The following is a 22,331-nucleotide window of genomic DNA, read 5'->3' on the forward strand; positions in this document are numbered from 1 at the left end:
ACACCGTCATCAGACGGTGACGTGTCACGAAGCCGGGCAGCAGGAAGCGGAGCCGCGGGCAATCCTACGGGCTTCCAGGTCCGAAACAGAACGTATTGATCCAACAGGTCCAGGAAGTCCCAGGCGGACCCGGATGTCGCCACACCGCCGCCTGCTCAACACCCCCCGGAACTGGGCCTCCAGCAGCGCGAAAAAACATGATCATTCTACTTTTGACACGCTGGTAGCCCGGAAGATCGGGCCGTCTCGGGCTGCCTGAATGCCTGATACCGCGGGACCAATCCGCCTGCGGGCAAACTCTTTACCTATACACGCCGATCCAGCAGCAGTAAGCGGGTGTGATCAATCGTACGTTTGAACACGGTGACTGGTTTGTTCCCGCTCGAGAAAGTTGATGCGCTCACAGTCGCAAAGCCCACCGACTCGGTAGCGTGATCCCCAAGGTGGGGGAGTCGCAGGAGAGGAGCGGGCGTGCTGGCGCCGCTGACCGACGCTGATCCCCGAAAAGTCGGGAGGTACTGGCTCCAGGGGCGACTGGGTGCCGGCGGGATGGGCACTGTTTACCTCGGTTTCGATGAAGATGGCCATCCCATGGCGGTGAAGGTCATCCGGCCGGAGCTGATTGGTGACGCGGACTTCCGGGAACGGTTCCGCCGTGAAGTCGCGGCCGCGCGCCGCGTCCGCGGCAAGTTCGTTGCGGAGGTCCGTGACGCCGACGTCGACGCGGAACGCCCATGGATGGCCACCGAATACGTCGACGGTGTCAGCCTTGCGGCGGCCGTCGGTGAGCGAGGGCGCCTGAGCGGTTCCATGCTCATCGACCTCGCCGCGAGCCTCGCCGACGCCCTCGCCACCATCCACGCCGCCGGGCTGGTGCATCGCGACCTCAAACCGTCCAACATCTTGCTTGCCTGGGACGGTCCGAAGGTCATCGACTTCGGTGTCGCCCACGCTGTTGACACAACCGAGCACACCCAGACCGGCCACATCATCGGGACGGTCGCCTGGATGGCTCCGGAGCAGCTCCGCGGCGAGCGGGCAGGACCCGCGGCCGACATCTTCTCCTGGGCCATGTGCGTGGCGTTCGCCGCAACCGGCCGCCACCTGTTCGCGGCGGACACGCCCACAGCGTCCGCCATCCGCATGCTGCGGGAAGAACCGGACCTCAGCGACATACCGGAAGGTCTGACGCCGCTGACCCTGCGGGCTCTCAACCGGGACCCGAGCAGACGGCCCACCGCCGTCGAACTCGCCACCGGCATCGTCCGCAACTACCCGGACAGCGGTGACCTGGCGGACCAGGTCACCCGGCGTGTCCTGGTCCCGCCCCCGCCCCCACCGCCATCGGCATCCGCTCCGGTGGCCGATCGCGGGGGAGGCCCGCGCGCAGCGGACCGGCTGGGCGGCCCCGCCGGTCACGCGGTCGTCACCGAGACCCCGCCCGAACAGCCCGGCGCCAGGCATTCCGGCGCTGTGCACCCAGGCAGCGGGCACCCAGGCAGCGGGCATGCCGGTGTCATGCGCCGCTGGCAGCTGGCGCTGGTCACCGTGGCTGCCGGTATCGCGCTCGGGGTGACCACCGGGCTGGTCGTGGCCGTCGCCATGCGTGTCGCCCCCAGCGGCAACGCGAGCCTCCCCGGCGCGATGACGACGCCAGCAGCCGGTGTGCCTTTCCCCAGCGGCAACGCGACGGTCCCGACGGCTGGAAGGCTGTGGACGCCCGGCCCGCCGGCATCGGCCGGGTTTGCGCTCACCCAACCACCGGGAGCCGTGGCCTGGACGCTGTCAGGACAGTCCACGAGTACGCCGCTGCCACCTTCCGCCCAGCCGGTTCAGCCCGCTCCCGACGCCGGGAACGTTGCGCAATCGTCACCGAAGGAGCCGACGGCCCCGACTGAGCCAGCTCCCACCAGGACGGCCCCACCAGCCGCCGCCACCACGACCCCGGCAAAGCCAACGCAGCCTCCGCCGACCTCGCCGGCGCCGGCTCCCACCAGGACGGCCCCACCAGCCGCCACCACGACCCCGGCGAAGCCACCGCCGAGCTCCCCGTCCAAGGCGCCCACCGCATCGTCGTCTGGATCTCCATCCGTCTCGTCCTCAGGTGCGGTGGCGCCACCACCGCCGGCGTCCTCCACCCAATCGGTAGCGCAGACGTCCAGACCGCGGTCTACGGCGAGACCTCAATCGTCGGCAAACCGCGACCAGTCCGCACCATCTGAGCCGTCCCGCCCATCCGGACCGGCCGGACGGCCCGCATCCACGACCGAGGAGGGCACGGCTACGGCCGGGAAGGGAACGACGACCGCGGACTCCAGCTCCAGCGGTACCGCCGACAACAGAACTTCTGCCCTGCGGAGCCCGACGGGGCAGCCGGCCGTTGCACGCCTGCCCCGTACGCCTCACGGTAACGGGATCGCTGAATGCTCGGCCCGAGCGAGGACGCTCACATCCCGTGGCGGCGGGTGGCTGCTACGGATCCTGACGGGTGGGCCTGCCGGTGGCGCCGTGTGGAGGACCAACCTTCATGCGGTCTTCCACCCGGCCGTCTTCGACCTGCAGGTCTTCACCGCGCCGGTCCTCCACGTGCTGGCTGTCGCTTTCAGCCCCCCTCCCCTCCTCCGGGGGCCAACCCTGACGAAGCATCCTTGTCAAGGTTCTTCCCATGCGGTGACCCGCCCTCCTGACGAAGCCAGCACGCTCGATCACGGTTATTCCCGCACCTTCGTGGCCTGAAGTACCCACTTCGCATCGACTCACAGTCACCGGATCCGATCTCATGGTGACCGTATGCTCATGGGTGGTGGCCGGACTCACGACAGGCGTGCCTGTCGTGAGTCCGGCCACCGACGGGGCTCAGATTCCGATCAACCCCGAGAGCGACGTCGGGCCACCTCCACGGGGGCCCAGCCCTGCCCTCGGTTTGCAACTGGTCGGCAGCCTGGGCACCGCCGTGATCCCCAGGACGCGGAGGACCCTGTGACCAACTGCCTTCCAGGTCCCGACATGGGAGCCGCCGACGGCGCCCCCGTCCGGGACAACCCGTGACCACGAAGAACGCGCGAGACATCCCACCAAAACACAGACACGAGGGCGCACGACCGGCACCCAGCCAGCGCGTACTTATCACACGCGCCATGTTGCGGTCAGTCCTAAGCGTCACCGTGCTGATGGTCCTGTACTACCTACTTCCATTTGGCCACGGCGTGAACACCGGTACGGGGATTGCCCTGACTGCCGTCCTGCTGGTGTTCGCCGGTATCATCGGCATGCAGATCCGGCGGATCGCCCGATCCGCCTACCCCGGACTGCGGGCCGTGGAGGCTTTCGCGGTGTCCCTCCCATTGTTTCTATTGATTTTTGCGGGGACCTACTTCGTGCTTGGTCGCGAACAGGCCTGCGCATTCACCCAGGCGATGACGCGTACGGACGCCCTGTATTTCACGATCACCGTGTTCACCACCGTCGGTTTCGGCGACATCACCCCCGTAACCCAGACCGCCCGGATCATCACCATGATTCAGATGCTCGGCAACCTCGTCGTGATCGGCCTTGTCGCACGGATTTTCCTCAGCGCAATCAGCGCCGGGATACACCGCCGCTCCACCCGGGAATCGGAGTGAGGGGAATTCGTCCAGCGGCGACCGGGCAGCCCAGGCAGCCGGCCATCCGGCCGATCTGCCGATCTGCCGATCATTGACCCGCCGGCCAGGGTATCGATCATGATGATCGCCATGATCGACATGACTGATCAGCATGATCGACCTCGCGACAGGCATAACGGTCGGCAGAGTCGACATGAACGAAACGAGCGAAGCGGGCGAAACGGACGCCGACGAGCCATCGGACTCCTGACGGCGCAATGCACCCATGACGCACAGCGGTAGAATCCCGGCACATATCCGTAAGAGGCTATGAAGATCGAAAAGGTTGGCCGGGACGCTGTTACGTTATGCATGTCGGGGGGTCGGGACATGACAACAGGTGAGCCGCCCCGCGGCCCTACCGTACGTCGGATTGTCCTGGGCTCCCAGCTCCGTCGATTACGCGAGGGTAAGGACATCAGTCGCGAGGCGGCCGGATACAGCATCCGGGCTTCCGAATCGAAGATCAGTCGCCTGGAGCTGGGACGCGTCAGCTTCAAGGAACGTGATGTCGCCGACCTGCTCACCCTCTACGGCGTCACGGACGACGCCGAGCGGGAGCCGCTGCTGTCCCTGGCCCGCGACGCCAACCAGCCGAGCTGGTGGCAGAATTACAGTGACATCCTGCCGACCTGGTTCCAGCCGTATATCGGGCTGGAGGAGTCGGCGACGCTGATCCGGGCCTATGAGGTCCAGTTCATTCCGGGCCTGCTCCAGACCGAGGATTACGCTCGCGCCGTCATCGTTCAAGGCAGCCGGGGATCCTCGCGCGAGGACGTCGAACGTCGGGTCAACGTACGGATGCAGCGTCAGAAAATCCTGACGCGATCCGGCCCTCCCCATCTGTGGACGGTAGTGGACGAGGCCGCCCTGCGACGTTCGATCGGTGGGCCCAAGGTGATGCGCGCCCAGCTCGAACATCTGATCGCTCTGACGGAGCAGCCGAACGTCACCCTTCAGGTGATGCCCTTCGCCTTCGGCGGCCACATCGCCGAGGGCGGAGCATTCAGCATCCTGCAGTTCCCCGAAGCGGACCTGCCCTATGTGGTCTACCTCGAGCAGCTCGCCGGCGCGGCTTATCTGGACAAGCTGGAGGATGTGGACCGCTACCTGGCCGCCATGAACCGTCTCTGCGTCGACAGCGTGCCCCCGAAGCACTCCGCCGAACTACTCGGCAAGATTGTCGGTGAGATCTGAACAGCCGCCGGCGAGACTGATCGGCAGCCAAGACCACACTCGGCTGATATCACAGATTGTAGTCAGCGGCCGTGGCCGCAACCGACCAGGCCGGAGCCGACGTCTCCGTCTCTCGCTGCTCCCTCTCTCACTACTCCCTCGGTATGCCTCTCGGTACTGGAGCCTCCGAGCGCCACCGAACTTTCCCGGAATTAGGCGTATAAGGGCTAGAATCTCTGAGTTGAGACCCGGCGCAGCGGACGCTGGACGGAAGGACCTGACGTGGGACTTGACGTGGCAGACGAGGATCAACCACCCGCCACCCTCAACCCGGACGTGCCACACATCGCCCGGATCTATGACTACTGGCTCGGCGGCAGGAACAACTATGCCGCCGACCGCGAGGTGGCCGAACAGGTAATAGCAGCATTGCCCAGTACCCCCGTCAGCGTGGTCGCGAACCGAGCGTTCCTGGGCCGAGCCGTAGATCATCTGGCCGCCGAGGCGGGCATCCGTCAGTTCCTTGACATCGGTACCGGCCTGCCGTCGGCCAACAACACCCACGAGGTCGCGCAGCGGACGGCCCCAACCTCACGGATCGTCTACGTCGACAACGACCCGATCGTCCTCGTTCACGCCCGGGCGCTGCTGACCACCTCCCCGCAGGGCGCGACCGCGTACATCGAGTCCGATCTACGCAATCCGGGTGCGATCCTGAAGAAGGCGGCGGCCACTCTGGACTTCACCAGCCCGGTGGCAATCATGCTGGTCGCGATCCTGCACTGTATCTCGGACGAGGATGATCCGTACGGGATTGTCACCACGCTTCTGGACGCTGTCCCGTCCGGCAGCTACCTGGTGCTCTCCCACCCGGCCAGTGACATCACCGCCGAAGAGATGCGCGAAGCCGCGACGCGTATGAACGCCTCAGTGGCTGAAAAGGTCACTTTCCGCTCACATGCGGAGGTCTCGCGGTTCTTCGACGGACTGGAGCTGCTGGAGCCGGGGATAGTCCCAACCACCCAGTGGCGGCCCGATCCGGGGGCTGACACCACCCCGATGCCCGTATGGGCCGGCCTCGCCAGAAAACCGTAGGACCGCTGTCGCGTCAGACAAGCTCGGCATAGTTCGACCTACGCAGGCCGATCCGGCTGACCGGATGGGGCGAGCACCACAGCCCGCCCCATCCACAGGTGCTCACTCCATCACCACCGGTCAGCAGATATCCCTCCCTGCGATGGGAGTGGTCGGGTCGAACCTTTCGGAGTATTCCGGTTCGCCCGGTTCGGGAGCGGTGAACCCGGGCGGCTCGCCCGGGGCGAGCAAACCCTTTTTCATGGCTTCGCAGTCAAAATCCCAGTACAGAATGCCCTTACCACCGCTGTAATATATTCCCTCTTCAGCTGTCCGCACCGTTCCCGCCCGGTGAAAGGTGAATTCAAGGTCACGGTGCACCGTGAACAGCGCCTGGAACGAATGACGACACAGCGGATAGACGTACACGTGATTCGTTGCAATCTTCAGCGTTCCCGGCTGCTCGCCGAGAGCATAGGTGATGGTGCCCTTCACGTGGACGTCGGGAAGCACCAGCGTCACACCCGGCGCGAAACGCGCCGCGAAGGAGAGAAGCTCTTTCTGCCTCGATGGATCACCAGCCATTTCCTGGAAAGACCGTCGCATCCCGTCGTTCACGACCGCGTACACGGGGCCGAGGTCGCCGCCAAATACCCGGGGGTCCAGGTAGGCGGTGGCCATGAATTTCTTCATCTGTTGCAGGGCCGCCTCAACCTCGGCCGCGGTGAAAGAGCCGGTGTCGGCCGCAGCGGGCAGGACGAGTCCGTCCGCGCCGGAGGCGAAGCTCGCGACCTGGGTGTCAACAAACGGATCACCGGAGGCCGGCCGTGCCTGTGAGCTGGGGCCGGCCGACGTCGGCGCGGTCGGTGACGCCACCGGCCGATCATCCCGTATCCGGTGCAACAGCGGCAGACCGAGCAGCACGCCCGCGCAGAAGCCCACGACGAGAACCGCCGCAACAACCAGCAGGACCCGGCGGACGATGGCCCGCCGGCCCCGACGGGCATGCTTGTTGAGGATCTCCCCACGGGTCGTACTGATGGATACTCACTGAAAGTCCTCATAAGGGGATGACACCGACACGGCTGGCCGTATGGCATGCGGCTGTCGATCACAGTGCTCAGCCTCCCGAAACGCTCAGCCTCCTGAAACAAGACGATCCGAACCACACCACACACTGATCAACCTGACGTCGACGCTCACGCGCGGCCGTCCTCGGCCATGTCTACTGATCCGGATTCGTCCTGGGGTGATTTATCATTCGTCGTCATTCGTCGTCGAGGCAGATCAGTCCCCAGGGACGGTCGTTGACGCGGGTCATGACGAGGTGGCCCGGCGGGCGCCGGACAGCTTCAGGCGCTTACGGAGTTGGTCGACGTCACCGGCGAGGCCGCGCCGCCGGATGTCGACCGCTCCGATGTCCAGTTCACACAGGCGGGCAGAGGCAGGCAGCTGTTTCTGGTTCCATGGTGCGGAATCGATGACGCGCAACGACCGGCCGAACGGCGTACGCATCGGCGTGTCAGCCGACAGGAATGCAATCCGTTCGTCGATCTTCCAGGCTCCGAGTTCCCGGGCCAGCTCCGCGACGAGCCCTGCGCGGGTGACGACCGGATCCGGGTCGAGGAGGTATTCACCCGGCGCCCGTACCTCCACATCCACCTCATGCCTCTCATAAGCCCGGGTGGGCGTGAGGGTGTGCCCTTCGGGCAGGAGGGTCGCGCGTGTGCCTGCGGTGGCCAGCGCCGGGGACCACGCCGCTGCTTCCTTGAGATCTCTGCCCAGGGCGATTCTCATCAACAAGCTTGACACCACCCCGCCGCTCCAGCACGTAGCCACCGAACGCGACGAAACCCCGGAATGGGGAGTATCAGAAGATCTTGATCGGTAATCCCCAAGGTAAGGCCATGACCTGCGGAAACGCTTAAATATCGCCGGCCGTTACACCGTTTCTCGGGCTCTGCCCCGTCGGCGGGGTGGGTGGAGCAGGCCCTCACCCTGTACGAGCAAACGCTGGCCAACGCCCTGCTGCCGAGACTCGCGGACGAGGTCGAGTCGACTGGCGAGCCGGTGGTGCTCGTCCGCGACGGCCACCAGGACGTGATGCTCGTGCCGGCCGTCGACGCCACCGCCTACCGGGCGTGGATGTCGCACCGGGAGACCGTCGACCTCGCCACCGGCCCCGACGGGAGATCGCCGACTCCCACGGCGAGTACGCCCGAGGCGAGTTCACCACAAGCAGATAAGGCCGATCCTAGAGGACGGTGCCATGGCCATGAATCGCATCTTCCCCGCTATCCCGTCAGGAGGTTAGTCACCCAGGGGATGATGAGCGCCATCCTCGATTGCCGAGGATGGCTTCTGAGCCTGGTCGGGGTGGCGGGATTCGAACCCACGACCTCTTCGTCCCGAACGAAGCGCGCTACCAAGCTGCGCCACACCCCGCGACCATCATGAAGTCTACCTGATCCGTCGGCCCACCCTCGGCAGCGGGTGACCGGTCAGGTCCACGGTAACCGGGTCGGGTCAGGTCCACGCTGCCGGCGCGAGAGTAATCATGGTGGCCTCCGGCCTGCAGGCGAAGCGGATGGGCGCGAACGGAGACGTCCCGAGGCCCGCGGAGACGTGCAGCCACGACGAACGCCCGCCGGCTTCATAGCGGGACAGTCCGCGGACCCGGCCACGGTCGAGGCCGCAGTTGGCGACCAGCGCCCCGACGAACGGCACGCGGATCTGCCCGCCGTGTGTGTGACCGGACAGGGTCAACGCCACGCCGTCCGCGGTGTAGGCGTCCAGTACCCGGGGCTCCGGGGTGTGCGACAGACCCAACATCAGGTCGACGTCGCCGTTGTCGCGCGAGCCGAGCACCGCAGAAAGATCGTCCCGCTTGAGCCTGGCGTCGTCGACACCGCGGACGTCGATCCGCTGCCCGGCGACGCGCAGCACCGTCCGGGTGTTGGTCAGGTCGAGCCAGCCGCTGTCGGCGGCCAGGCTCTTGGCGAAACCGGCCCAGTCCAGCGGGGGCCCCTTCGGGGTGGAGTCGTCCTTCGGCAGCAGGTAGCGGTGCGGACTCTTCAGCGTCGGCACGTAGTAGTCGTTGTTACCCGGCACGAACACACCGGGGAATCCGAACAGGGACGACAGCGCCAGCAGCGTCGGCTCGTCGGCGTCCGTGTGTGACAGGACGTCACCGGTCAGCGCCACCAGGTCTGGCACCAGACGGGCCAGGTCCGCGATCCACGCCAGCTTGCGCTTCTGGTTCGGAGTGATGTGCAGGTCGGAGATGTGCAGGATGCGCAGTGGCTGCGCACCCTGCGCGAGTACCGGCACCACCACGCGACGCAGGGTGTAGGCGGTGCGCTCGTATCCGGCGGCGTAGACCAGGGCAAGGGCACCTGCCGCGCCGAACCCGGTGGCCGCCCGCCCGGCGGGGCGTCCCCACGTCCGCAACGGTGACCGCTCCAATCGTCGCCCGCTCGTCATCGGACCAGTGTGGCCCACGTTGCGCCGTTGTGGGCGCTCCCCGGGCCGCGTCGCGTGCGTCGTTACCCACTGGACGCCCGGAGACCTGAACCTCCGGCAACACGAAAAAAACATGATCGCGCTGCCTTTGGCCCATTGGGCACCCGGTTGACCCACTGGGTACCCGGTCGGCGGCCACCCGGCGCCCAGGTTCACGATCGCCGGCATCCGCTGGGAGTCCACTGACACTGAGGTCCACTAAGGTCACCGTGTGAGCGAACTCAAGGACCGTCTGCGGGCGGATCTCACCACAGCGATGAAGGCGCGGGACGCGCTGCGGACGTCCACCCTGCGGATGGCCATGGCGGCGGTGAAGGACGAGGAGGTAGCCGGCAGGAGCGCCCGCGAACTGTCCGATGCCGAGGTACAGAAAGTGCTCACCCGCGAGGTTCGCAAGCGACGGGAGGCTGCCGAGGCCTTTGCTGCCGCCGGCCGTGCGGAGCAGGCCGCCGGAGAACGGGACGAGGGCGAGATCCTCGCCGCCTACCTTCCTCAGCAGCTCGACGACGACGAACTTGTCGCGATCATCGACAAGGTGATTGCCGAACGTGGTCTCGCCGGCCCGAAGGCCATGGGTATCGCGATGAAAGCGGTCCAGTCCGAGGTGGCCGGGCGTGCGGACGGGGCCCGCGTTTCCGCCCTGGTCCGCACCCGCCTGGCTTCTTCCCCTCCCGCCCAGGCATGAGAAGAACGACAACCACGCCTTGAGCGACCCACCGGCGGCCGGCGAGAAGACCTGCCAACAGCTGACGAGAAGCCCCGCTGACGGCCGGCGAGGAGACCCGCTGACGAGACGATGTGCCGGTGGCCGGCGGGAACTCGTCAGCCGGCGCCGGGCCCGCCGTTCCCCCGGTCGCGTCCGGGAGTTGCGGTAACGGGTTCGGCCCGGACGGGAGTTCTCCCGCCGTCGAATCGGGCGGGAGCGCCCCCGCCGTCGGACTGGGCAGGAGTGTTCTCGCTGTCGGAGTGGGATTGCAGGACGAAACCCTGCGAAACCATCAGCACGACCTCCGAACCCTCGTCCACCTCCTGGTTACCCCCGGGATTCATTGCCAGCACCGTTCCCTTGGTGAACGGGCTCCAGATCTCCTGGACCGTCACCCTGAAGCCCTGGGACGTCAGCTGTGCCTGTGCCGTGGCCGCATCCTGGCCGACGACGTCGGGCAGCATCTTCTTCAGCGGGTAGGGCTGGGTGCCGTCCGGGGACGGCATCGGCTCGACCGGCAGGGCGAGTCCGTCGATGGCGCCGCGCATGGTTTTCGCCCATACCTGGGCGGGCAGGCCGCCACCGTAGACGACCTTGTTACCCAGGACGTTGCGCAACGGATACGTTGTAGGCGAGCGTGGGTCGGCGACGGTCACGGCGGTGGCCAGCTGGGGGATATAACCGGCGAACGACGCGGTGCTGAAGCCCTCGGCGGTTCCGGTCTTACCCGCGGCCGGCCTGCCGATCTGTGCGTTGGGGGCTCCGGTCCCGTGGAGGATGACGCCTTCCAGGACTGACGTGACCGTGTCCGCGATCTCTGCCTTGAGTACCTGGCGGCATGGTGCGGGCACGGTGTAGGGCACCGGCCGGTCGGTACTACCGACTCGCTGGGTAATCGATTCGAAAGGCTGCGGATCGCACCGGACGCCGTGATTGGCGAGCGTGGCGTAGGCAGTCGCCAGATCCATGGTGGAGATCTCGTTGGTGCCGAGAACAGCTGCCCCGTCGACCGGTCCGATGCCGCCGCCGGGGCAGCGCAGGGACGCGGACTGGTTCTGCACCCGGCAGGAGGTCACACCCAGCCGGCGCGCCATTTCGGCGGTGTTCCGCAGACCGACCTTCTCCGCGAGCTGGATGTAGTAGGTGTTGACCGAGTCCCAGGTAGCCGTGGTCATGGAGTATAAGCCGGCCTCGTTCGGGTCTGCGTTGCCGAAGCAGTCCCCCGGGCTCTGGCGTCTGTTCTCGTCGGTGTCCGGATTGTTGAGGACATTCGAGTGATAACACGCTGGAGAATTATATGTGGTGTTCAGCGGCATCCCTTTTTCCAGGGCCGCGGCAAGCGTGAAGACCTTGAAGGTGGATCCCGGCGAGAAAGAGGTCTCCTCCAGCGGGATGATCTGCTTGGTGTGCACGAAGTCGGTGGTCCGCTCCGGTGGCAGGCCGTCCGCGGACGGGCCGTACTCCCGGTTGACGGTCAGCGCCAGCACTTTCCCGGTGCCCGGCTGGAGCATCGCAACACCCACCGCGACCCGGTTCCCGGGCGGCACGACCGTGTTCGCCGCGTTCTGTGCGGCAGCCTGGGCGACCGGGCTGAGCGTGGTCCGGATCGTCAGGCCACCTTCGAACAGCAGCCGCTCCCGGTCCGCCTGGGTCGCCCCGAAGCGCTCGTCGGCGAGAAGCGTACGGCGGACGTACCCGCAGAAGAACGGTACCGAGGACAGCTGACAGGGGTCCGCCGCCTGCGGTGAGCGGTTCAGCACCGCCGCAGCCGCCTTGGTCTGCCGCAGCTGCTCGTCACTGATGTGGCCGAGCTCGTGCATACGCTCCAGGACGAGGTCACGCCGAAGTGTCGCCACCTGCGGGTGCAGTACCGGGTTGTAGGCGGTCGGGTTCTTGACCAGACCTGCCAGCATTGCCGCCTGCGGGAGGGTGAGCTGATCGACGTCCACGTTGAAATAGTGTTTCGCCGCGGTTTCCACCCCGTAGGCGCCGTCCCCGAAGTAGGCTATGTTCAGATACCTTTCAAGAATCTGATCCTTGCTCAGGTGCTCCTCGAGGTAAAGTGCGTAGCGTGCTTCCCGGAGTTTACGTCTGACGGTCTGTTCGGTGGCGGCTTCTTTTGCTTCCTTGGAGGTCGCGGCCTGCAGGAGGACGTTCTTCACGTACTGCTGGGTTAGAGTGGACCCGCCTTGCGTGACCTCGCCGGACTCCTGGTTGGAGACATAGGCCCGGAGCAATCCCTTGTAATCGAGACCGGTGTGTTCGTAGAAGCGAGAGTCCTCGATGTCTATAATTGCCTGGCGCAGCACCGTCGGAATCCGGTCAAGAGCGACGATCTGCCTGTCCTGCTCACCCCGCAGATATCCGATGACGTTGCCCTGGGAATCCAGGATGCGGGACGCCTGCGGCAGCGGTGGGACGGTGAGGTTCGCCGGCAGATCCAGGAACGCGTCGGCGCCGCCCTTCACCGTGAGGCCCGCCAGGGCCACCACCGGCAGCACGAGCAGCGCGAGAAGGACGCCCGCGAGCCCGCTGACGATCATAGCCTGCCCGACCCATTCGGCCGCCGTCCATGTTCGCGGGTAGTCACGGCGCGGGCCGTCGGGCGCCGGGGCCGTGCCCGGCGCAACGCCTCCGCCATGGACGGCACGGCCGGAGTCGGCGGGTGGCTCCGGGAACCGACGGCCCGGCCCTGTCGTGGTGGTCACGTCCGGGAACCTCCAAACGGCCCCCTCACGCGACCGCTCGGCCGCGCAACCTGCCCAAGCCTATGACCGTACGGAACGGACATGCGAATGTCACGCACACGACACGATCTGGTCACAGACAGCACCACTCTGGCCATTCGGATCAATGGCCCGGACGGGTCATTTAGACAACCACCCGTGTGGGGTCTGTGCCGTGGCGAAGACGCTCCATACGGTTTCGGGCGAAGCCACGTCACCACCCGCACGGGCCCCCTGACCCGGTCTCGAGAAGAAAGGCAGGTGGCATGACCAGCAGCCTGGCAACCCGCACCAGTGCCGCACGACGTGCCAGCTCGACCCAGTTGATCGGCTCGACCGTCGACGGCGACTGGACCGCGAACGCGGCCTGTCGCGACCTGGACCCGGACGACCTCTTCGTCCAGGGAGCAGCGCAGAACCGGGTGAAGACCCGGTGTTTTGGATGCCTCGTCCGCACCGAGTGCCTCGCTGACGCCCTTGACAACCGAGTGGAGTTCGGGGTCTGGGGCGGTATGACCGAACGGGAACGCCGAGCGCTTCTGCGCCGACGACCGGACGTCACATCGTGGCGGAAGCTGCTTGCGGACGCGCGCGCCCATCACGGTACCGCCTCCGCCGGTTAGGATCGTCCGCACCTCGTCCCCTGTCGACGATCCCGCCGTCCGGTTCCTCTTCGCGGCTCATTATCACACGTTGACAGGGCACTATGGACACCGACGTCATTAGAGGGACAACTTCTCGACGACGGTGCTCCGGACAGCGATGATCCGGGCTGACCGGACGATCCGGGCCGACCAGGTGGGCCCGGATGCCTGCTCCGGCCAAAGGGCGCGCGACCATAGTTCTTTCGCGCGCCCGGCGGCCCGAACAGCCGGTAGCCCGGCCAAAGGGCGCGTGACCATGGCTTTTCGCGCACCCGGAGGCCCAGGCGGCCATCCGGCCAAAGAGCGTGCGGCTAGCCTGCGCGGTCGAGGAGTTCGTCGCAGGCGAGCGCGGCACCGACGGTACGGAGCCCGTCAAGGTCGTGGACATCTCCGGCCAGCGCGTCGACCTCGACCAGGGATGTGTCGGGATGAGCACTGGTGAAGCGCTCCCGCAACCGGTTCTCCCGGGCGGACAGCCGCACCCTTTCCGCATGAATCCGCAGCACTGCCGCTGCCAGCGGATGCTCGGCATGCTCGCCCAGCGTTTCGGCCGCCGCCAGGCTGCGTTCCACGGTCAGCCCGCGGGCGGCGGAGCTCACCGGGTGGACCCGGTTGACGACCAGGCCCGCCAGCGGCATTCCGTCCGCGTCGAGACGATCCACGAAATACGACGCCTCCCGCAGCGCGGCAGCCTCCGGCGCCGCCACCACGACAAAGGACGTGCCGGGCGCGCCCAACAATCCGTATGTCTGGTCGGCCCGCTGCCGAAAACCCCCGAACATTGTTTCCAGTGCCGCCACGAACTGGCTGACGTCGGTGAGCAACTGCGCACCGACGAGCTTGGTCAGGACCTTACCGAACATGCCCAGCCCGACGCCGACGACCTTCAGGTACATCTTCCCGCCGGCCTTTGCCGGGGCGAGCAGCAACCGCAGCAGCCGACCGTCGAGAAAGGCGCCCAGCCGGCTGGGCGCGTCCAGGAAGTCCAGGGCCGACCGGGTCGGCGGGGTGTCGACGACGATGAGATCCCAGTTCCCCGTCGCGTCCAGCTGGCCGAGCTTCTCCATCGCCATGTATTCCTGGGTACCGGCGAAGGACGACGACAACGACTGGTAGAACGGATTGTCGAGTAACTGCCGGGCGCGGTCCGGGGTCGTGTGCGCAAGGACGATCTCGTCGAACGTCCGCTTCATGTCGAGCATCATCGCGTCGAGCCGGCCACCGGCGGAACAATCCACCCCGACGACCTCCCGCGGGTTGTTGTCCAGCTCGCTCAGGCCCATGGACTGCGCCAGCCGGCGTGCCGGGTCGATCGTGAGGACGACCGCCCGGCGTCCCCGTTCCGCCGCCCGCAATGCGAGCGCGGCAGCGATCGTGGTCTTCCCGACACCGCCCGACCCACAGCACACGATGATCTTCTCGCTGTCGAGCATGGCGTCGACGTCCAGCACCGGCACCGCGGGCACTCCTGATGCCGCGGCTTCGGCCTTGCTCATCCAACCGTCGCTCATCCGACCATCCGTTGTGTCCGCAACAGCTCCGCAAACCGGTAGACCACGCCGACGTCCACACCGTCGGCGACCAGGGGCAGCTCGTACACGGGACGTCCCAGCGCCTCGACCTCACCGCGTTCGGTCGTCTCCAGGGCCACTCGACGCGCATGCTGGGCCGCTTCCGCCACCAGAGCGTCGATCAACGCGGTTCTGGGGGCGATGCCGGCCACCTTCACGCCCGCGGCCAGTTCCTCGACGTCCAGCCGGCCCGCGCCAGCCCGTTCGAGGTCCCCGTCGGCGAGCAATGGCGTCCGGATCATGTTCACGATCACACCGCCGACCTGCAGGCCGGCGGCACGCAGATCGGCAACACCGTCCACGGTCTCCTGGACCGGCATTTCCTCTAGGAGCGTGACAAGATGTACGGCGGTCTGACCGGACCGCATCACCGCCATCACGCTGTCGGCCTGGGCACGGATCGGACCCATCTTGGCCAGTCCGGCGACCTCGGCGGTCACGTTGAGGAACCGGGCGATCCGGCCGGTCGGTGGCGCGTCAAGAACCACCGCGTCATAGGCCCTACCCCCGGGACGGGTCGCGTCGGGGCGATTCACCGCTTCCTTCACCTTGCCGGTGAGCAGGACGTCGCGGACGCCGGGTGCGATCGTGGTGGCGAAGTCAATAGCGCCGATCTTGCCAAGCGCCCTGCCCGCACGGCGGAGATTGTAGAACATCTCCAGGTATTCCAGCAGCGCTTCCTCTGCGTCGATGGCGAGCGCGAAGACCTCCCCGCCACCGGGAGCGCTTGCCACCTTACGCTCGGCGTAGGGCAGCGGCGGGGTGTCGAAAAGCTGGGCGATCTGCTGGCGCCCCTCGACCTCGGTGAGAAGAACGCGCTTGCCACCGGTGGCCAGCGCCACCGCGAGTGCGCCCGCGGCGGTCGTCTTGCCGGTGCCGCCCTTGCCAGTCACCACGTGTAGGCGGCACTGCCACGGCCCGTCCGGAGCGTCCTGCGGTGGAGTCTCCTGCGGCGTCACATCAACGACCGTACCCGGCTGGCCCCGCCCTTTCCGGTCGATGAACAGGCGTCGGGCGTAGTGTCCGCCGATGCGTCCCGGGCTCGGTCCTGGCAGGTAGCCGGTGTCATGGGCACCCTGTGCCCTCCCAGCGTTTCCAGCGTTCCCGGCCTTCTCGGCTCGGGCCGCAGGGAGCGCGGCGGGCGCCGTCATGTGCCCTGCGGCCTCGAAGCACTATGGTCACAAGTCATGAAGACCTGGGAGTACGCGACAGCGCCGGTGCTGATCCACGCGACCAAGCAGATCCTCGACAACTGGGGTGCGGATGGCTGGGAGCTCGTCCAGATCGTCCCGGGACCCAACCCGGAGAGTCTGGTCGCCTACTTCAAGCGCCCCAAGGGCGAATCGGCGACGTGACCGTCGTGACGACCGATGCGGCGACCCCGTCGCAACGCCTGGCCGCACTCGGCCTGACGCTTCCCGCCGTCCCGCCGCCGGCGGGTGCGTACGTCCCCGCCCGCCGGCACGGCGAGCTGGTGTGGACGGCCGGACAGCTCCCGCTGGTGGACGGCGTCCTTGCCGAAACCGGTCCGGTCGGCGCGGTTGCCGACGGCGGTTCGGTGCCTGCGGAGCGCGCCACCGACCTGGCCCGGATCTGCGCCCTGAACGCACTGGCGGCCGCGGCCGCGGTGGCCGGCGGCCTGGACGCCCTCACCGGCGTCGTCAAGGTTGTCGGGTTCGTCGCGAGCGTGCCCGCGTTCACCGGCCAGCCAGCCGTGATCAACGGCGCGAGTGATCTGTTCGTGGCGGTATTCGGTGATGCCGGGCGGCATGCCAGGTCCGCGGTCGGTGTGAGTGTCCTACCGCTGAACGCCCCGGTCGAGGTGGAACTGGTCGTCACTATCAGCTAGAAATCACATGAGAACAGTGAAAAATAATGATCTCCCGATCGCCGCGTGAGCACGGACGTATCCGGTGAGCGATCGAGTATGAGTGCTCGGATGAGATGCGGCTCACAACCGACCCCAGTTGCTGACATGGTGCGCAAGCAGGGACGAGCAGCCTACTGTCATGACAGTAGCTGACCTGACGGCCGGGCCGGTAAGCGATCCACCGGCTCGCCCATGCCGCAGAGCACTGTCCACCTCAGAATCTGGTGAGTGACCCGTGGGGCATACGAACGTTGCGGGTGGCATGCCCGATCCGCGTGAGGAACCCTCCGTACGGGGCGGCACGCTCGTGCCACGGCAGGTGACCCTCCTGGCCTCGCTGCTCCTCGCGCCCAACCCCAGCCCGATGACCCTGGACGGCACGAACACCTGGATCCTTCGTGCCCCGGGTGCCACCGGCTGCGTCGTTGTCGACCCCGGCCCGCCCGACCCCGGCCATCTCGAAGCGATCGTCGCGGCAGGACCGGTTGACGTCATCCTGCTCACCCACGGCCACATTGATCACAGTGAGGGCGCCGCCCCACTGCACGACCTGACCTCCGCTCCGGTCCGCGCTCTTGACGTCGCCCACCGGCTCGGCGATGAAGGGCTGGCCGAAGGTGACATGATCGTGGCCGCCGGAGTGGAGATCCGCGTGCTGGCCACACCCGGCCACACCAGTGACTCGCTGTCGTTCATCCTCACCGGCGACCGTCGGACCGACATCAGCGGCACCGACCGTCACGACGCCCCGGCTCTCACCGGCGACGAAGCCTCGGTTCTCACCGGCGACACGATCCTCGGCAGGGGCACGACCGTGGTGGCGCATCCCGACGGACGGCTCGGCGACTATCTGGCAAGCCTGCGGCGCCTGCGCGACCTGGGTGACGCCACGGTCCTTCCCGGTCATGGACCGCATCTGCCGGCCGCGGGCCACGCCGCGGAGGCGTACCTCGCCCACCGAGAGGCCCGACTCGACCAGATACGAGCGGCCCTCGCCGCGGGCGACAGCACGATCGCAGAGATCGTCCGCAGAGTCTACGCCGATGTCGATCGCGCATTGTGGCCGGCCGCGGAACTGTCCGTCCGCGCCCAGGTCGAGCACCTCCACGAGCAGCGGGAACTGAGGACCACCCCGATCGAACTCCTGCTCACTTAGCCGCCTTCCAGCCGCCTCCGGCAGCGCGAAAACATGATCGCGCTGTCTTTGGCCTCCAACCCCGAGGACCTGGGCCTCCGGCAGCGCGAAAACATGATCGCGCTGCCTTTGGCCGGCGGCCGGATTCCGGACTTCTTCCGGACATCCCACGCAGCCCTCTTCCTTCCTGGAAACCGTTAAGATCAGCACGAACAGAAGATCTCGTACGGTTGGCTTATGCTCGCGGCCGGGAGGCGACCACCCGTGCGTAACGCACCGCATATGTCCGACTACGTCAAAAGGTTTCGGCCCTGGATGCCGTACCGGCAACCCCGATACACCGGGCAAGCCGGCCAGACGCCATGGCCCGACCCCGGCTTCAGGGCGCCCCAATGATCACATCACCCCTCGGTGGAACGCTGCGTTGCCCGCGGTGCGGCACTCCCGCCGTTCCCGGCGGACGGTTCTGTTTCCACTGCGGGCTGCCGTTGCAGACCGAAAACGGCATGGGTGCCGACGAGGGCGCCGAACGCCGGGTCGTCACCGTCCTGTTCGGCGACCTCTCGGATTTCACCGCATGGGCCGAGGATCTGGATCCCGAACGTGTCGGTGAGGTGACCGACCGGGTACTCGCAGCCCTTGCCCGTGACGTCGCCGAGGTCGGCGGACGGGTCGACAACCTCACCGGCGACGGCATCATGGCCGTGTTCGGCGCGCCGACCGCGCACGAGGACGACCCGGAGCGGGCCGTACGCGCGGCCGCCGCCATGCAGGAGACCGTCCGCCGGCTCGTCACCGACGAAGCCGGCGGTGGACGCCACCTCGGCCTACGGGTCGGGATCAACACCGGGGAGGTGCTCGCCGGCGTCCAGGCCTCGCTGACCTACACGGTGATCGGTGACACGGTGAACACTGCGGCGCGGCTGTCGGACGCCGCCGCGGTGGGTGCCGTGTACGCGGGCCACGACACCGTGATCGCCACGACCTCGGTCGCGACCTGGCGTCCGCTGCCCGCGCTGAAACTCAAAGGCAAGCGCGAACCGGTTCCCGCCTACGAACTGGTCAGTCTGCGGCCTTCCAACGTCGCCCGGCCCGGCCACGGCGACGACGCGCCGTTCACCGGACGCGATCAAGATCTCACGGTGCTGGTGTCAGCCTTCCGGGACGTCGTCGCGCACGGTCAGCCGCGAACCGTTGTCATCACGGGTGAGGCCGGCATCGGCAAGACCCGCATAGCGGTGGAACTGGCCCGCCGGGCGGGAGCGGAGCCGGACGCGAGGGTGCTGTGGGGCCGCACGGTCCGCCACGGTGACGGCCGGGACCTCGCCCCGCTCATGGACATCGTGCGGACGGCGTGCGGGGTTGGGGAGGGCGACAGCCCGGACCGGGTCGCCGAACGGGTGCGGCGCACCGTCAGCCGTCTGGAGCACCCCGCGGCGCGCACCCGCATCCCGGGCGGTGTGGCGGACAAACTGCTCGCCCTGCTGGGCGTCCCGCCGGAGGGCCGCTCAACAGTGACTCCGGACATCCCGCCAGGTGATCCGGCAGGTCGGGACAGCCCGGTCGACGGTCCCGGTGTCCGGGCCGTCGACGCGATCGTCGACGACGTCGCCGTGCTGCTGGGCGGTCTGTCCAACGACGGGCCGCTGGTCATCATCCTGGACGACCTGGAATGGGCGACGACCGCCCTGTGGCATGGCCTGCGGCGTTTCGCCAGCAGACTGCGCGGGCCGGTGCTGTTCATCCTGCTCGACCGCGAGGTCCCGTCGATGGCCGGACTGCCCAACGCGGAATCGCTCGCGCTCGTCCCGCTGGCGGAAGCCGCCTCGGCCAGTCTGCTGCGCGACTATCTGGGCGGCGCCGAACTGGACGAGGCCGCCCGGGGCGCCCTGCTCGCGCGGGTCCACGGCAACCCGTTCTTCCTCACCGAACTGCTGAACCTGCTGGTGGACCGGGGTGTACTGCACCGAGGCGCCAAAGCCGGCGCAGCCGCCGCCACCGATACCGATACCAGCGCGACGGGGACGGGGCAGAGCACCCCGCCCGGCGCGGACACGGCGGCGGGCATACGGCGTCACCCGGCCGGCGCACAGCAGTGCGCCTGGGTGCTCGAAGGGTCTCTGCCCGAGACCACGCTGCCGGCCGGTGTGCAGTCGGTGCTGGCCGCCCGCATCGACGATCTCGATCCGATCGCGAAGGCCGTCCTGCGTTCGGCGTCGGTGCTCGGCAGCCGGTTTCCCGCGGACGCGCTACCCGCCCTCGAGGACCGTCGGGGGGACCAGGTGCGCCGGGCGCTGGCAACCCTCACCGAACGCCAGCTCCTGCGGGCCCCGCATCCCGGGGAACCCATGTGGACGTTCGTGCACCCGATGGCCCGGGACGTGGCCTACGCCGGGCTGCCCAAGGTGGAGCGTGCGCGCAGGCATGCCGCGGCAGCCCAGTGGGGGGTGGAGTTCCTGGGTGGTTCCGAGGCGGAGATCGCGGCCTTTGTCAGTCACCATGCCGAACGGGCCCACGACCTCGCGGCGTCGATGGCGCTTGCGCCCACCGATCCCGCCTGGTCGGCGCGGGAACCCGGGTTCCACGCCCTGGTCCGGGTCGCTCGATCGGCCCTCGCCCGCGACGACCATCGCAGCGCCAGCGAGCTGATCACCAGTGCGCGCCGGCTCGGCCGGGGAGTCGTGAGCGAAATCGACGATCTGGGCGCGGTCGTGCTGCACGCCGAGGCCCTGGCGTCACTGCGCCGGCTGGAGGAGGCCGAGCGCGTCCTACGGCCCGCTCTGCGGGTCACCACGCCCGAGCTGCGGGCAGCCGCGTACCGCATCCTCGGCGATCTTCGGCACAAACAGGGCAGGGACGACGAAGCCGCAACCGCGCTCGTCACCGCCCTGGAGGAGGCTCAGCGCGCCGGCAGTGACCGGCTGGTCGCCGCGACCCTGCGCCAGCTGGGCCTGCTGGAATACGCCGCCGGTCGGGTACGCCACGCCGAGAAGCGGTTCACCGACGCGCTGACCCTGGCCCGGCGGGTCGGCGATCCCAGAGGAGTCGGCTGGGCCCTCCAGCACCTTGCCTGGAGCGCGACCACCCGGGGGGACTACCCAAGTGCCGAGGAATACCTCCGGGACGCCTCAGAGGTCTTCAGGCGATTGGACGACACCGGTGGTCTGGGCTGGTGCGCGGGCACCGAGGCACTGGTCTGGCTACTGTCCGGCCAGCTCAGCCGGGCTCGCCGGCTCGCGCGCGACCTGATCGAGATGGCCGAGTCGCTGGGTGAGGTATGGGGTCTGGCCGTGTGCCTGACGATCGACGCGGTCGCCGCCGCCGAACTCGGGGACATCGCCGAAGCCGAAGCCGAAGCCGAGCAGGCGGCGGAGCTGTTCGAGGTGACCGGCGACACCTGGGGTGTCGCGCTCACTCTCGTGGCCAGGGGCCTTGCCGCCCGCGGCGCCGGTGATCCCGAGCGGGGGGCGGCTCACCTGGAAAACGCCCAGGCCGCCGCCAACCAGGGCGGTCACGCCGTCGTCGGCGCGCTCGCCCTGGTGCTGCTGGGGCTCACCCGGCTCGACGCCGGGCTCCTCGACGAGGCCGAGCAGGCCGCGGACGTGGCTATGCAGACCCTCGACAGCCTCGAGCTTCAACCCCACGCCCAGCTCGGGGCCAAGGTGCTGGCCGCTCAGGTCGCGCGGACCCGAGGCCGCCTGCAGGAATCGATCGGCCTACTGGAAACGGCTCTGGCCGCCGGAGAACCGGCAACACTGCTGTTCCCGCGCCGCCAAGCATACGCGCATCTGGCCGGCACTCTCCTCGACGCGGGCCGGCCCGCCGAGGCGCTGGCAGTGGCCCGGCGTGCGGTCGAGGTAGGCGCCGAGGACATCCGCGCCCAGGTACTGGCATGGCGGGCGCTGGGCACCGCGCTGGTCGCAAGCGGCAAACCGGCCGAAGGCCGGGCCGCATACGAGAAGGCTCTGGCCGCCGCAACCGCGACGGAGGCGGTGAGCGAGGCCGCGCAGACCCGCCGGCTGCTCTCCGCGATTCCCAACGGCTCGAAGCCGGCGAACCTGCCGGGCGTAGCGGACGTCAGGGTGACCCGTGCGGCGACGACCCTGTCAACGCCGACAGCCACGTCCTCGACTGCGCCGGCAACCACTCCCTCGACGGTGCCGGCAACGACGCCGTCCCTGGCGGAGCCGAGCGCGCAGGCATAACAGCGACCAAGGATCCGACGACCTCGATCCAACAACCTGGATCCAACGGTTTGCAGGC

Annotated in this window: 16 protein-coding genes and 1 tRNA gene; 10 read left to right on the forward strand and 7 right to left on the reverse strand. The window is 67.9% G+C overall.

Annotated features, from left to right (window positions below; translation table 11 throughout):
- The first annotated feature begins 471 nt into the window (after positions 1 to 471).
- From CV1CTNOD_RS27135 to CV1CTNOD_RS23080, 4 genes are all read left to right on the forward strand, one after another.
- Positions 472 to 2,736, forward strand: a complete 2,265-nt coding sequence (locus tag CV1CTNOD_RS27135) for a serine/threonine-protein kinase (protein WP_242606954.1) — start codon at positions 472 to 474, stop codon at positions 2,734 to 2,736.
- Between the two features lie 470 nt (positions 2,737 to 3,206).
- Positions 3,207 to 3,623 (forward strand): potassium channel family protein, encoded by a 417-nt coding sequence (locus CV1CTNOD_RS23070; RefSeq protein WP_242606955.1) that lies wholly within the window; start codon positions 3,207 to 3,209, stop codon positions 3,621 to 3,623.
- A gap of 351 nt (positions 3,624 to 3,974) precedes the next feature.
- The gene (locus CV1CTNOD_RS23075; RefSeq protein WP_131788051.1) at positions 3,975 to 4,841 is read left to right on the forward strand and encodes a helix-turn-helix domain-containing protein; all 867 of its coding nucleotides are present in this window, start codon (positions 3,975 to 3,977) and stop codon (positions 4,839 to 4,841) included.
- Between the two features lie 261 nt (positions 4,842 to 5,102).
- Complete coding sequence (locus tag CV1CTNOD_RS23080; RefSeq protein WP_131788052.1) at positions 5,103 to 5,915, forward strand: SAM-dependent methyltransferase; 813 nt, start codon at positions 5,103 to 5,105, stop codon at positions 5,913 to 5,915.
- Positions 5,916 to 6,035: 120 nt separating this feature from the next.
- Here the strand turns inward: CV1CTNOD_RS23080 and CV1CTNOD_RS23085 are convergent, their stop codons facing one another.
- The 4 genes from CV1CTNOD_RS23085 to CV1CTNOD_RS23100 form a co-directional block, all read right to left on the reverse strand.
- Positions 6,036 to 6,770, reverse strand: a complete 735-nt coding sequence (locus CV1CTNOD_RS23085; RefSeq protein WP_165485686.1) for a hypothetical protein — start codon at positions 6,768 to 6,770, stop codon at positions 6,036 to 6,038.
- Positions 6,771 to 7,211: 441 nt separating this feature from the next.
- On the reverse strand, positions 7,212 to 7,691 hold the full coding sequence (locus CV1CTNOD_RS23090) for a THUMP-like domain-containing protein (RefSeq protein WP_207386626.1): 480 nt from the start codon (positions 7,689 to 7,691) through the stop codon (positions 7,212 to 7,214).
- Between the two features lie 571 nt (positions 7,692 to 8,262).
- Positions 8,263 to 8,339 (reverse strand) — tRNA-Pro (locus CV1CTNOD_RS23095).
- A gap of 81 nt (positions 8,340 to 8,420) precedes the next feature.
- Positions 8,421 to 9,377: a metallophosphoesterase gene (locus CV1CTNOD_RS23100; RefSeq protein WP_242606956.1), complete on the reverse strand. Its 957-nt coding sequence runs from the start codon at positions 9,375 to 9,377 to the stop codon at positions 8,421 to 8,423.
- A 250-nt stretch (positions 9,378 to 9,627) separates the two neighbouring features.
- On the opposite strand from CV1CTNOD_RS23100, the gene CV1CTNOD_RS23105 reads away from it, so the two are divergent.
- Complete coding sequence (locus CV1CTNOD_RS23105) at positions 9,628 to 10,101, forward strand: GatB/YqeY domain-containing protein (protein WP_131788054.1); 474 nt, start codon at positions 9,628 to 9,630, stop codon at positions 10,099 to 10,101.
- 137 nt (positions 10,102 to 10,238) lie between these two features.
- On the opposite strand, the gene CV1CTNOD_RS23110 is transcribed toward CV1CTNOD_RS23105, so the two are convergent.
- Entirely contained in the window at positions 10,239 to 12,830 is a 2,592-nt protein-coding gene (locus CV1CTNOD_RS23110; RefSeq protein ID WP_131788055.1) for a transglycosylase domain-containing protein, read from the reverse strand.
- Positions 12,831 to 13,114: 284 nt separating this feature from the next.
- On the opposite strand from CV1CTNOD_RS23110, the gene CV1CTNOD_RS23115 reads away from it, so the two are divergent.
- Positions 13,115 to 13,471: a WhiB family transcriptional regulator gene (locus CV1CTNOD_RS23115; RefSeq protein ID WP_131768817.1), complete on the forward strand. Its 357-nt coding sequence runs from the start codon at positions 13,115 to 13,117 to the stop codon at positions 13,469 to 13,471.
- 332 nt (positions 13,472 to 13,803) lie between these two features.
- Here the strand turns inward: CV1CTNOD_RS23115 and CV1CTNOD_RS23120 are convergent, their stop codons facing one another.
- On the reverse strand, positions 13,804 to 15,003 hold the full coding sequence (locus tag CV1CTNOD_RS23120) for an ArsA family ATPase (protein WP_242606957.1): 1,200 nt from the start codon (positions 15,001 to 15,003) through the stop codon (positions 13,804 to 13,806).
- Entirely contained in the window at positions 15,000 to 16,214 is a 1,215-nt protein-coding gene (locus CV1CTNOD_RS23125; protein WP_131788056.1) for an ArsA-related P-loop ATPase, read from the reverse strand. The genes CV1CTNOD_RS23120 and CV1CTNOD_RS23125 overlap by 4 nt, the downstream gene beginning before the upstream one ends.
- Positions 16,215 to 16,250: 36 nt before the next feature.
- Between CV1CTNOD_RS23125 and CV1CTNOD_RS23130 the strand changes: the two genes are divergently transcribed.
- The 4 genes from CV1CTNOD_RS23130 to CV1CTNOD_RS23145 all read left to right on the forward strand — a co-directional run bounded on the left by CV1CTNOD_RS23130 (position 16,251) and on the right by CV1CTNOD_RS23145 (position 22,273).
- Entirely contained in the window at positions 16,251 to 16,418 is a 168-nt protein-coding gene (locus tag CV1CTNOD_RS23130; RefSeq protein WP_131788057.1) for a DUF4177 domain-containing protein, read from the forward strand.
- Positions 16,415 to 16,912 (forward strand): RidA family protein, encoded by a 498-nt coding sequence (locus tag CV1CTNOD_RS23135; RefSeq protein ID WP_131788058.1) that lies wholly within the window; start codon positions 16,415 to 16,417, stop codon positions 16,910 to 16,912. Before CV1CTNOD_RS23130 ends, CV1CTNOD_RS23135 begins: the two co-directional genes overlap by 4 nt.
- A 283-nt stretch (positions 16,913 to 17,195) precedes the next feature.
- Positions 17,196 to 18,089 (forward strand): MBL fold metallo-hydrolase, encoded by an 894-nt coding sequence (locus tag CV1CTNOD_RS23140; protein ID WP_131788059.1) that lies wholly within the window; start codon positions 17,196 to 17,198, stop codon positions 18,087 to 18,089.
- Positions 18,090 to 18,460: 371 nt separating this feature from the next.
- Positions 18,461 to 22,273 carry a tetratricopeptide repeat protein gene (locus tag CV1CTNOD_RS23145; RefSeq protein ID WP_131788060.1) on the forward strand — a complete coding sequence of 1,271 codons (3,813 nt, stop codon included), beginning with the start codon at positions 18,461 to 18,463 and terminating at the stop codon, positions 22,271 to 22,273.
- Positions 22,274 to 22,331: the final 58 nt, after the last annotated feature.

Origin of the sequence: Protofrankia symbiont of Coriaria ruscifolia (genome assembly GCF_900634745.1) — a bacterium.
Lineage (GTDB): Bacteria > Actinomycetota > Actinomycetes > Frankiales > Frankiaceae > Protofrankia > Protofrankia californiensis.

What these genes read in the sequence shown, in the direction of transcription:
- CV1CTNOD_RS23075 (WP_131788051.1), top strand. Translation starts at nt 3,975, where the DNA reads ATGACAACAGGTGAGCCGCCCCGCGGCCCTACCGTACGTCGGATTGTC.
- CV1CTNOD_RS23090 (WP_207386626.1), bottom strand. Translation starts at nt 7,691, where the DNA reads ATGAGAATCGCCCTGGGCAGAGATCTCAAGGAAGCAGCGGCGTGGTCC.
- CV1CTNOD_RS23100 (WP_242606956.1), bottom strand. Translation starts at nt 9,377, where the DNA reads ATGACGAGCGGGCGACGATTGGAGCGGTCACCGTTGCGGACGTGGGGA.
- CV1CTNOD_RS23115 (WP_131768817.1), top strand. Translation starts at nt 13,115, where the DNA reads ATGACCAGCAGCCTGGCAACCCGCACCAGTGCCGCACGACGTGCCAGC.
- CV1CTNOD_RS23120 (WP_242606957.1), bottom strand. Translation starts at nt 15,003, where the DNA reads ATGAGCGACGGTTGGATGAGCAAGGCCGAAGCCGCGGCATCAGGAGTG.
- CV1CTNOD_RS23125 (WP_131788056.1), bottom strand. Translation starts at nt 16,214, where the DNA reads ATGACGGCGCCCGCCGCGCTCCCTGCGGCCCGAGCCGAGAAGGCCGGG.
- CV1CTNOD_RS23130 (WP_131788057.1), top strand. Translation starts at nt 16,251, where the DNA reads ATGAAGACCTGGGAGTACGCGACAGCGCCGGTGCTGATCCACGCGACC.
- CV1CTNOD_RS23140 (WP_131788059.1), top strand. Translation starts at nt 17,196, where the DNA reads ATGCCCGATCCGCGTGAGGAACCCTCCGTACGGGGCGGCACGCTCGTG.
- CV1CTNOD_RS23145 (WP_131788060.1), top strand. Translation starts at nt 18,461, where the DNA reads ATGATCACATCACCCCTCGGTGGAACGCTGCGTTGCCCGCGGTGCGGC.